Source organism: Streptomyces sp. NPDC032940 (genome assembly GCF_040636935.1).
Lineage (GTDB): Bacteria > Actinomycetota > Actinomycetes > Streptomycetales > Streptomycetaceae > Streptomyces.
On record NZ_JBEZVJ010000063.1, the window covers coordinates 1 to 10,358 of the forward strand.

Genomic DNA, 10,358 nt, shown 5'->3' on the forward strand with positions numbered 1-10,358 from the left:
TGGACCGGCATCTCCTCCAGCAGCGTCACCAGGTGCACGGCGGTCTCCCGCGACTTCAGCACCCGCATCACGGCCTGCGCCTGATTGTGTATCGGCGTGCGTGCGGGCGAAGGCGAGGACGCCTTCCCCGGCGGGCAGCCACGTCAGGGGGCCGTCGCCGAAGCCCCGGCCCGCCCGGCGCATCGCGAGGGCCTCGCGGTACAGGGTGAGCATCGACTCCGGGTCGGCGAGCTGGCGTTCGACGGCGTACTCGGGCCAGTCCCGTGGCTGCGGAAGCCACGGCTCGGTCGTCGAACCGAAGCCCCACCAGGGCGGGTCGGCCGTCCACGGCAGCGGCACCCGGCAGCCGTCGCGTCCCGGATCGGTGCCGCCGGAGCGGAAGTGCATCGGGTCCTGGATGCGGTCCAGGGGGATGTCGGCTTCCGGCAGGCCCAGTTCCTCGCCCTGGTAGAGGTAGACGGAGCCGGGCAGGGCCAGGGTCAGCAGGGCGGCGGCGCGTGCCCTGCGCGTGCCGAGCGCGAGGTCGGTCGGGGTGCCGAACGCCTTGGCCGCGAAGTCGAAGCCGGTGTCGGCGCGGCCGTAGCGGGTGACGGTGCGGGTGACGTCGTGGTTGGCGAGGACCCAGGTGGCGGGGGCGCCGACGGGGGCGTGCTCGGCGAGGGTCGAGTCGATGACGGCGCGCAGGCGGTCCGGGTCCCAGGGGCAGGTGAGGTAGGTGAAGTTGAAGGCGGTGTGCAGTTCGTCGGGGCGCAGGTACCGGGCGAAGCGCTCCGCGTCGGGCAGCCACACCTCGCCGACGAACACGCCGCCGTACTCGTCGGCGATCGCCCGCCAGGCTCGGTAGATGTCGTGGATCTCGTCCTGGTCGATGTACGGGTGGGGGTCGACGCCCTCCTCGAAGTCGGGGAGCGCCGGGTCCTTCACCAGCAGGGCCGCGGAGTCGATGCGCACGCCGGCGACGCCCCGGCCGAACCAGAAGCGGAGGATGTCCTCGTGCTCGCGGCGGACGTCGGGGTGGGCCCAGTTCAGGTCGGGCTGCTCGGGGGTGAACAGATGCAGGTACCACTCGCCGTCCGGCACCCGCGTCCAGGTGTTCCCGGAGAACTGCGACGGCCAGTCGTTGGGCGGGAGTTCGCCGTTCACGCCCCGGCCCGGCCGGAAGTGGAAGCGCTCCCGTTCCGGGCTGCCGGGACCTGCGGCGAGGGCGGCTCGGAACCAGGCGTGCTGGTCGGAGACGTGGTTGGGGACGATGTCGACAATGACCCTGATGCCGAGTTCGGCGGCGTCGGCGATCAGCTTCTCGGCGTCGTCCAGGGTGCCGAAGGCGGGGTCGATGACGCGGTAGTCGGCCACGTCGTAGCCTCCGTCGACCAGGGGGGATGCGTACCAGGGGGTGAACCATACGGCGTCGACGCCGAGAGCGGCGAGGTAGGGCAGTCTCGCCCGGACGCCCGCCAGGTCCCCGGTGCCGTCGCCGTCTCCGTCGGCGAAGCTGCGTGGGTACACCTGGTAGATGACGGCGTCACGCCACCAGTCGTCGGTGCGGGGCGGAAGAGGGGCTGCCACGGGTGCGGTTCCTTTCGGGCAGGGTGGGTCTTCGCCGCCGGCCCGGAAGCGGGGCGTCGGACGGGCCGGCGGCGAAGGCTTGGGAGGGGGCGGGGTGCGGGGCCGCGGAAGGTCAGCCCTTGAGCCCGCCGGCGGTGAGGCCGCTCATGATGTTGCGCTGGAAGATCAGGAAGATCAGCAGCGTCGGCAGTGAGGCGATGGTGAGCGCGGCGATCAGCACGTTCATCGGTACGCCGTTGGAGAGCGAGTAGATGCCGACGTTCAGGGTCTGCATGGCCGGGTCGGGCAGGGTGAGCATCGGCCAGAGGAAGTCCTTCCAGACCCCGACGATCGCGAAGATGGAGACCACGCCGAGGATCGGGCGGGAGATCGGCAGCACGATCGACCAGAGGGTGCGCATCGGACTCGCGCCGTCCATGGCGGCGGCGTCCAGCAGTTCCTTGGGTATCGAGTCGAAGAACCGCTTCAGCAGGAAGATGTTGAACGCGTTCGTCACCGACGGCAGCCAGATGGCCCAGGGCGTGTTGAGCAGGTTGCGTTCGACGACGGGCACGTCGAGCACGGTGAGGTACTGGGGGACGACGAGGACGGTCGCGGGGATCATCAGCGTCGCCAGCATCGCGCCGAGGACGGCCTTGCCGAAGACGGGGCGGAGCTTGGACAGGGAGTACGCCGCGGCGACGTCGAGGACGAGCTGGAAGGCCAGGGCGCCGAACGCGTAGTACAGGGTGTTGAACAGCAGCCTGGCGAGGTCCATCACCTCCCAGGCCCTGGAGTAGTTGTCCGGTTCGAACGAGCCGGGCACCAGCGTGGGCGGGGTCTGGACGACCTCCTGCGTGTCCTTGAAGCCGCTGGAGACCATCCAGTACAAGGGGCCGAGGAACACCAGGGTGAAGCCCGCGACGACGACGGCGAACGTCACCCAGTAGACGGCCTTGCCGCGGGGCCTGGCGAGCTGGGCCGGTGAGATGAGCGTGCGTGTGGACATGCTGGGGGCTCCGGTTCCTACTCGTTCTCGGCGCGGTTGAGCTTGACGTATGCCGCCGAGAACCCGGCGAGAATGACGAGCAGGAGCAGCCCGAGGGCCGCCGCGGCACCGTAGTTGTTGAAGTTGAAGGCGTACTGGTAGATGAGGTAGACGACCGTGGTGGTGGAGCCCTCGGGGCCGGCTCCGCCGGTGAGCAGGAAGGGCTCGACGAAGACCTGCATGGTGGAGATGATCTGCATCAGCAGCATCAGGGACAGGATCAGCCGCGTCTGCGGGATCGTCACGTGCCAGATCTTGCGGAGCACCCCGGCCCCGTCCAGCTCCGCCGCCTCGTAGAGCTCGCCGGGGATCCCCTGGAGGGCGGCGAGGTAGATGAGGGCGGCGCCGCCCATGTTCATCCAGGTGGAGGCGAGGACGATGGAGAGCATCGAGGTGTCCGGGTCCTGGAGCCACTGCTGCTCGGGCAGGCCGAAGAAGCCGAACAGTTCGTTGAGCAGTCCGTACCCCGGGTCGTAGAGGTACTTGAACAGCAGCACCGACGCGACGGGCGGGAGCATCACCGGCAGGTACACGAGAAGCCGCAGATATCCCTTGCCGTGCCGGAACTCGTTGATGACGACGGCGACGACGAACGGAACGGCGAAGCCGAAGACCAGGGCGAGCACGGTGAACAGCAGGGTGTTGCGCCAGGCCTGCCCGAACGCCGGGTCGTTGAGGACGGTGGTGAGGTTGTCCATCCCCACCCAGCTGGTCTCGCCGTTCTCGGTCTTCTGGAAGGCGAGGAAGAACTCGCGGATCATCGGGTACCACGAGAAGACGGCGAAGCAGAGCACCGCGCCGATCAGGAATCCGTGGGCCGTGAGGTTGCGCCGCAGGCTCTTGGCGAAACGGCCGCCTGGCGGCACGGGGTCCGCCGCGCGCGGCGGGGTCCGGCGGTGGCTGGCCGCCTTGCTCGGGGTCACGCTGGGGGCCGACATCGTCGCTCCTTGACGCTGGTTCGCCGGGGCGTCGCCCCGGATGCCACAGGTTGTCTGGTCCGCGCCGCCCGGGGGCGGCGGTGGCCGGCGGGGCGGGTGCCGCCGCCCCGCCGGGATGCGCTCACTGGTTGGCGAGGACCTGGTTGACCTGGCTCTCGGCCGTGTCGAGCAGCTTGTCGACGTCGGCGTCCTCGTTGGTGAGGATCGCGGACATCACGTTGTCGAGGACCTTGTAGACCTCCTGCGCCTTCGGCGGCTCGGCCTTGCCGGGGACCGGGTTGTCCATGAAGGCCTTGAAGTTGGCGACCGGCATGGTGGCGTGCTCGACGCGGGCCGCGTCGTCCTTCGTCTTCGACCCGTTCAGCCAGAAGTTGGGCTGCGGCAGGCCGACCGGCAGCTTGTCGGTCTTCTTGCGGGCCCAGTCGAACTGGCCCTTGCCGACGGTGAGGTTCTCGAAGTTCAGCCAGGCGATCGCCGCCTTGATCTTGTCGGCGGAGATTCCCTTCTTGATCATGTAGTTGTTGCCGCCGGCCAGGGTGTTCTTCTCGCCGGGGATCGGGCCCATGCCGAAGTTCTCGTAATCCGCGCCGAGTTGCTGGACCATGTACGTGATGTCGTCGGGGGCGGCGAGGAACATGCCGAGCTTGTCGGTGGCTATCTGCTTCTGGAGGTCGCCCCACTTGAGCAGCTGGGTCTTGCCCATGCTGTCGTCCTCCCAGCGCATGGCGTGGAGGTTCTCGGCGACCTGCCTGCCCAGGTCGTTGTCGAACGCCGCCTTCTTGCCGCTCGCGTCGACGATGTCGCCGCCGAGGCTGTACATCTGGGCGGTGAAGTGCCAGCCGCCGGTGTTGCCGGCGCTGTACTCGCCGAAGCCGGCGATGCCGTCGCCCAGGCCGGCGATCTTCTTGGCGGCGGCGCGGACCTCGTCCCAGGTGCGCGGCGGCGCGTCCGGGTCGAGCCCGGCGTCCTTGAACAGCTTGCGGTTGATCAGCAGGCCCATCGTGTAGTTGCTGGTGGGCAGGCCGTAGAGCTTGTTCTCGTGCTTGAGCGAGCCGAGGACGTTCGGGTCGATGTCCCCCAGGGCCGGGACCGTCTTGTCGTTGACGTACGCGGTGATGTCCTCGGCGCCGTCGTTGTCCAGCACCTGGGGCAGGTCGGTGAAGTACGTGTAGAAGACGTCGGGCTGCGACTTGGCCTTCAGCATCGCCGTGAACCGCGGGGGTTCCAGGCACTGGCCCGGGGTGGAGCGGCCCTCGACGGTGACGTTGGGGTAGATCTTGTTGAACTCCGCGACGTCCTCCTTCCATTCCTTCAGCTCGGCCGCCTTCGCCGCCGGCGGCATGCAGTCGATGGTGATCGTCACCTTGGTCTTCGGGTCCAGCGGCGCGGCCGGGTCGGAGGACCCGCTGCCGCTGCCTTCGGAACCGCCGTCGTCGCTGCTGCTCGTGCCGCAGGCGGCCAGAGCGGTCAGGGTGAGAGCGGAGACGAGCGTGATGACGCCGGCACGACGAGTACGGCGGAACCGAGCACTTCTCATGGGTGGTCCCCTTCGGGCATGAACGTGGAAGGCGCCCCGTCGCCGATGCGTTCCGGGGCGCCGCTCACTCAACCACCACGTACAAGTGGACGCAATATCTCGCGCTGATTTCGTAATTGTTTGACAACCACTCGGGAGGGCCGGACAGAGGGCGCATCCGGCGGGGCAAGAATCCGTCAGGCACCGGCCACCAGGTCCGCGGCGGCAGGGGCAGTCGCGGCCCGCAGGCCGGCCGCCTGCGCGGTCGAGGCCCGAACGACGAGTTCCGGTTCGAACAGCAGCTCACTGTGCGGGACGTCGCTGCCCTGGATCTGGGCCGCGAGCAGTTCGACCGCGGCCCGCCCCATCGCCTCGATGGGCTGGCGCACCGTGGTCAGCGGCGGCTCGGTGCACGTCATGAAGGCGGAGTCGTCGTACCCCACCACGGACACGTCCTCCGGCACCCTCAGGCCCCGCCGGCGGGCGGCCCGCACCGCACCGAGGGCCAGCGGGTCGCTGGCGCACACGATGCCCGTCACCCCCGCGTCCAGCAGCCGCGAGGCCGCCGCCTGTCCGCCCTCCAGGGAGAACATCGACCGCTGCGCGAACTCGGGGGCCAGGAAGCCGCCGGCGGCCTTGGTGGCCGCCCCGAGCCTGCGGCGGGAGGGGATGTGATCGGCGGGGCCGAGCACCAGCCCGATGCGCTCGTGGCCGAGCGAGACGAGGTGGCGCCAGGACTGCTCGGTCGCCACCGCGTCGTCGCAGGCGACGCTCGGGAAGTCGAGCCCTTCGATCGCCGCGTTCATCAGGACGACGGGGATGCGCCGCTGGGCCAGCAGCCGGTAGTGCTCGTGCGGGGCGTCCGCCTGCGCGAACAGCCCGCCCGCGAAGATCACGCCGGAGACCTGCTGCTGGAGCAGCAGCTCGACGTAGTCGGCCTCCGAGACGCCCCCCTTGGTCTGCGTGCACAGCACCGGCGTCAGCCCCTGCTGCGCCAGCGCGCTCCCGATGACCTCGGCGAACGCCGGGAAGATCGGGTTCTGCAGTTCGGGCAGGACCAGACCCACCAGTCGGGCCCGCTCCCCGCGCAGCTGCGTCGGGCGTTCGTACCCCAGAACGTCCAGCGCCGTCAGCACCGACTGCCGAGTCGCCTCCGAGACCCCCGGCTTGCCGTTGAGGACCCGGCTGACCGTGGCCTCGCTGACCCCAACCTTCTTCGCCACTTGAGCAAGTCGTCGCGTCATACACGCAAGCGTAGCGCAAACCCCCGCAAGGGCTTGCGCTACGCTGCATCGATCCTCGACAGGACCGAGCCGATTACGGGTTGATGTCGATCTTGAAGGTGGAGGTCGTGTTGCGGACGTCCACGGCGTTGTTCTCGAGCCTCAGCCCGTTGAAGGTGACCTCGCCGACCGCCGGGCCCTGCCCCGATTCGGGCATCTCGTTGGCCCACAGACCGAAGCCGGACTTGGCGTCGTAGGCGTCACCGCTCCTGCGGGCGCCCGTGACGGAGACATCGGTGAAGACCGTGTCCTTGATCGGGAACTGCGGCTGCCCTCCCACGTAGTTCGTCTGGAACATGATGCCGCTGTAGGTCGGATCGACGATGTCGACGTGGTTGACGCGGATGCCCTGGAACACCTTGGACGCCGAGAACACCCAGATGCCCGGGAAGGTCTGGCCGCCCCAGAAGTGCCCGCCGGCCCGTTCGACCGAGATGTTCTCGAAGGTCGTCGGCTCGGTCCCGAAGCCGTTCATCGGGTAGCCGAAGTCCAGCGACGAGATGGTGATGCCGGAGTACACCAGGGTGTCCGCGATACGGATGTTGCGGAAGGTGTTGTCGTAGCCGCCGTACACGGCGACGCCCGCGGCACGCCAGGTCAGCGTGGTCGTCAGGTTCTCGTACAGGTTGTTCTTCATGTCCGCGCCGCCGGCGTCGATCGCCGAGAACAGCGCGAAGCTGTCGTCACCGGTCGCGCGGGCGTCGTTGTTGGAGACGAGGTTGTCGGTCGAGCCGTTGGTCATGTTGATCCCGTCGGCGAACAGGTTCCGGATCCGCGAGTTCTTGATGGTGATCCGGTCGCTGTTGGCGCCCCAGTAGAGGCAGATCATGTGCTCGTTCCAGATGTTGTCGATCACGATGTCCGACACGTTGGCGAAGTCGAACACCTTGCCCGGCCCGTCGATCCGGGACGTGTAGTTGCCGAAGTAGGCGAAGTTCGCGAAGGACGAGCCCTTCGCCGTCGCGTCGGCGCGGAAGCCGATGTCGGTGTTGTCCTGCGTCGAGGGCGCGTGGAACCGGGTGAACCACGGACCGGCGCCGACCACCTTCACCGCCCTGCCGTACACCTGGAACTTGCTCGACGTCTGGTAGTCGCCGGGCGGCAGGTACACGCCGACCAGCTTCCCGGTGGTGTCCATGCGGACCCGGTCCAGGGCGTTCTGCACGTCCTGGTGCGTGAAGCCGGCGGGCACCGCGTAGGCGGCCGGGTCCGGGTTGGGCACCGCGGTGGCCTGCTCCAGGTTCACGAAGTCGATCGCGTAGTCCGTGGTGTCCGCGGCGTCCTTCTGGAGCCGGATCCTGCTGCCCGCCGGGACGGTCTCGCCCAGCAGAAGGTGCGCCTCGTCGTAGATGTGGCGCGGCGCTCCCGAGCCGGGGGCGTTGCCGGGCGCGGTCTCCGCGCCGTACAGCCAGGCGTACTTCGAGGTGAGCGGCAGCGACTTCTTCCTGACGCCGTCGACGTAGACGCTGATCGTCGCGTCGATGCCGCCGCCGCCCGGCGCGTCCGGGATCGAGAAGCGGGTGACCAGGGTGTTGGTGCTGGCCCGGGTCGTGAACTCGACGTACTGGCCGGTGCCGGTCAGGGTGACCGCCTTGCGGCCCGAGGCCTCGCCGGCGAGGTCGCCGACGGTCCGGTTGGGCCCGACGACCTCGGCACCGCCGCCGAGCGTGCCGTCCTCCGCCTCGTACATGTCGTACGGCATGCCGGCGCCGCGCCCGACGAACAGGGGCTTGACGGAGGTGTTGTTGTCCCGCTTGGCCGGTATCTCCTGGGCGTCGGGGTCGACGACGACCTTGGCGCTGTACGACCCGTCGACCGCCTTCCAGGTACCGAGCTCCACGGCGCCGGTGGTGGCGCCGGGGGCGATGGCGCCGGAGTGCGTGCCGGTCAGGGTCTTGACGGTGGCGCCCTTGCTGTCGGTCAGGGTGAGGGTGATCCGGTGGTCGCCGTCCGCGGAGGCCACCGTGCCCTGGTTCTTGAGGGCGACGCGGAAGGTGACGTCGTCCCCGGCGGCCGGGGAGGACGGGGAGGTGCTCACCGACGCGGCGATCAGGTCCGAGCTGGCGACCGGCTTGACGACCAGGGCGTCCGGGCTGGTGTAGGTGTTGTTGGTCTCGTTCTGCTCGATGACCGCGTCACCGTCGTCGGCGACGGCGCTCAGCGGGTAGGTGCCCGCCTCGCGGGTGCCGAGGGACGCGGTGACCGTGGTCTGCTCCCCCGCTTCCAGCGCCCCCACCTGGGCGGTGGCCACGGTGGATCCGCCGAGCCGTACGGCGGCCTTGCTGGCCGGCGCGTCGGCCGCCCCGCTGTTGCGGACGGTCGCGGAGACGGTGATGTCGTCCGACTCGACGGGCGCCGCCGGTGACGTGGTCAGCTTCGTCACCTCCAGGTCCGGGTTGGGCGCGGCGACGCCCATGACCTGGAACTCGGCGATCTGCCCGGCCGTCGCCCCGCTGTTGGCGGTGAAGCGCAGCCGCACGTCGGCGGTGCGCTTGCCGACCGGGATCGTGACGGTGTTCTGTCCGGCCGGGCCGAACGCGTACTCCTTGGCGGCGACCAGCGAGGTGAAGCCGGTGTCGCTCTGCCCCCGGCCCTGGACCTCGATGGTCTGGGTGCGGGCGGGCCAGTCGGGATTCAGGCGCAGCACCAGCCGGTCGACGTCCGCGTCGGCGCCGAGCCTGACGGTGAGGGTGTTCGGGTAGCTGCCCGCGGCGCCCTCCCAGTACGTCGCCGTGTTGTTGTCGTTGGCGTTGGCCGCGACGTAGGTGTGGATCACGGAGGAGGCCTCGATGGGTTTGCCCACCGCCAGGTCGGAGGCGGCCCCGCCGCCGTTGCGGGTCACCTGGTTGCTGGGCGGCGACTGGTTGCCGGCCGCGTCCTTGGCGCGCACCGTGTAGGTGACGGTCGCGGAGGCCGGCTGGGTGTCCGTCCAGGTGGTCACGTCGCCGGCGACGGAGGCGCGCCGGGTGTTGTCGGCGTAGACGTCGTACCCGGTGACGGCCTTGTTGTCGGCGGATGCCTCCCAGGTGAGGCGGATACGGCCCGCCTCGGGCTCGGTGAGGGACAGGTTGGCCGGGGCGGTGGGGGCCTCGGTGTCGCCGTCGGCGGCGGCCCGGGTCACGGTGTTGCTGTCCGGGGACTGGTTGCCGGCCGCGTCCCTGGCGCGCACGAAGTAGCTGACGCGGGTGCCGGCGGGCCGGGTGTCGGTGTACGTGGTGACGTCGCCGCCGACCGAGGTGAGCAGGTCACCGTCGGCGTAGACGTCGTAGGCGGTGACGCCGGTGTCGTCGGTGGCCGCGTCCCAGGTCAGGCGGACCTGGCCGGTGCCGGGTTCGGTGAGCGCCAGGTGCGCCGGGGCGGAGGGCGCCTGGGTGTCGCCGGTGGTGGGCCCGTAGACCTCCAGCTCGGAGACCTGGGCGGCGGGCTGGACGCTGTTGGCGGTGACCAGGACGCGGACGTAGCGGGTGGTGGCGGCGTCGAAGGAGACGGTCGTCGAGTTGCCGTCCGCGGGCGCGAACGTGTAGGTCCTGCTCGCGGTCAGGTCGGTGAAGTCCGTTCCGTCGGTGCTGCCCTGGAGCTTCAGGGTCTGGGTGCGGGTGCCCCAGCCGTCGGGGAGGCGCAGGACGACCCGGTCGACGCGCACGGCGGAGCCCAGGTCGGTCTGCAGCCACTGGGGGAGGTCGTTGTTGCGGCTCTCCCAGTAGGTGGCCTTGTTGCCGTCACCGGCGTTGACGGGGCTGTAGACCTCGGTCTGGCTGCTCGCGGTGAAGGTGCGTCCACGGGCCAGGTTGACGGAGGACTCCCCGGCCGCGTGCACCTCCAGTTCGGACAACTGGGCCGCCTGCCAGCCGGAGTTGGCGGTGATGGCGACCCGCACGAAGCGGGTCTGGGTGGCGGGGAAGCTCACCGTGACGGTGTTGCCCGAGCCGGGTTTCGGGTCGCCGTCGTAGACGCCGTCGACGTCGGAGAGCAGCACCAGCAGGTCGGCGCGGACGAGGTGGGCGACGAGGGCGGCGAGCCGGTCGTTG

General features: G+C 69.8%; 6 protein-coding genes. All 6 read right to left on the bottom strand.

Annotated features, from left to right (window positions below; translation table 11 throughout):
* Positions 1–1,566, bottom strand: a 1,566-nt coding sequence (locus tag AB0E77_RS33775) for a glycoside hydrolase family 13 protein (RefSeq protein ID WP_361578706.1), incomplete at its 3' end; no start/stop codon positions are given.
* A gap of 112 nt (positions 1,567–1,678) precedes the next feature.
* Positions 1,679–2,554 (bottom strand): carbohydrate ABC transporter permease, encoded by an 876-nt coding sequence (locus tag AB0E77_RS33780; protein ID WP_361578709.1) that lies wholly within the window; start codon positions 2,552–2,554, stop codon positions 1,679–1,681.
* Positions 2,555–2,571: 17 nt separating this feature from the next.
* The gene (locus tag AB0E77_RS33785; protein WP_361578712.1) at positions 2,572–3,531 is read right to left on the bottom strand and encodes a sugar ABC transporter permease; all 960 of its coding nucleotides are present in this window, start codon (positions 3,529–3,531) and stop codon (positions 2,572–2,574) included.
* A 121-nt stretch (positions 3,532–3,652) separates the two neighbouring features.
* Complete coding sequence (locus AB0E77_RS33790; RefSeq protein WP_361578715.1) at positions 3,653–5,068, bottom strand: extracellular solute-binding protein; 1,416 nt, start codon at positions 5,066–5,068, stop codon at positions 3,653–3,655.
* A 176-nt stretch (positions 5,069–5,244) separates the two neighbouring features.
* On the bottom strand, positions 5,245–6,291 hold the full coding sequence (locus AB0E77_RS33795; RefSeq protein ID WP_361578718.1) for a LacI family DNA-binding transcriptional regulator: 1,047 nt from the start codon (positions 6,289–6,291) through the stop codon (positions 5,245–5,247).
* A 73-nt stretch (positions 6,292–6,364) separates the two neighbouring features.
* Positions 6,365–10,358, bottom strand: a 3,994-nt coding sequence (locus AB0E77_RS33800; RefSeq protein WP_361578721.1) for a discoidin domain-containing protein, incomplete at its 5' end; no start/stop codon positions are given.

Excerpts from the sequence above, each read along its gene's own strand:
- AB0E77_RS33780 (WP_361578709.1), bottom strand. The coding sequence starts at position 2,554 with ATGTCCACACGCACGCTCATCTCACCGGCCCAGCTCGCCAGGCCCCGC.
- AB0E77_RS33785 (WP_361578712.1), bottom strand. The coding sequence starts at position 3,531 with ATGTCGGCCCCCAGCGTGACCCCGAGCAAGGCGGCCAGCCACCGCCGG.
- AB0E77_RS33790 (WP_361578715.1), bottom strand. The coding sequence starts at position 5,068 with ATGAGAAGTGCTCGGTTCCGCCGTACTCGTCGTGCCGGCGTCATCACG.
- AB0E77_RS33795 (WP_361578718.1), bottom strand. The coding sequence starts at position 6,291 with ATGACGCGACGACTTGCTCAAGTGGCGAAGAAGGTTGGGGTCAGCGAG.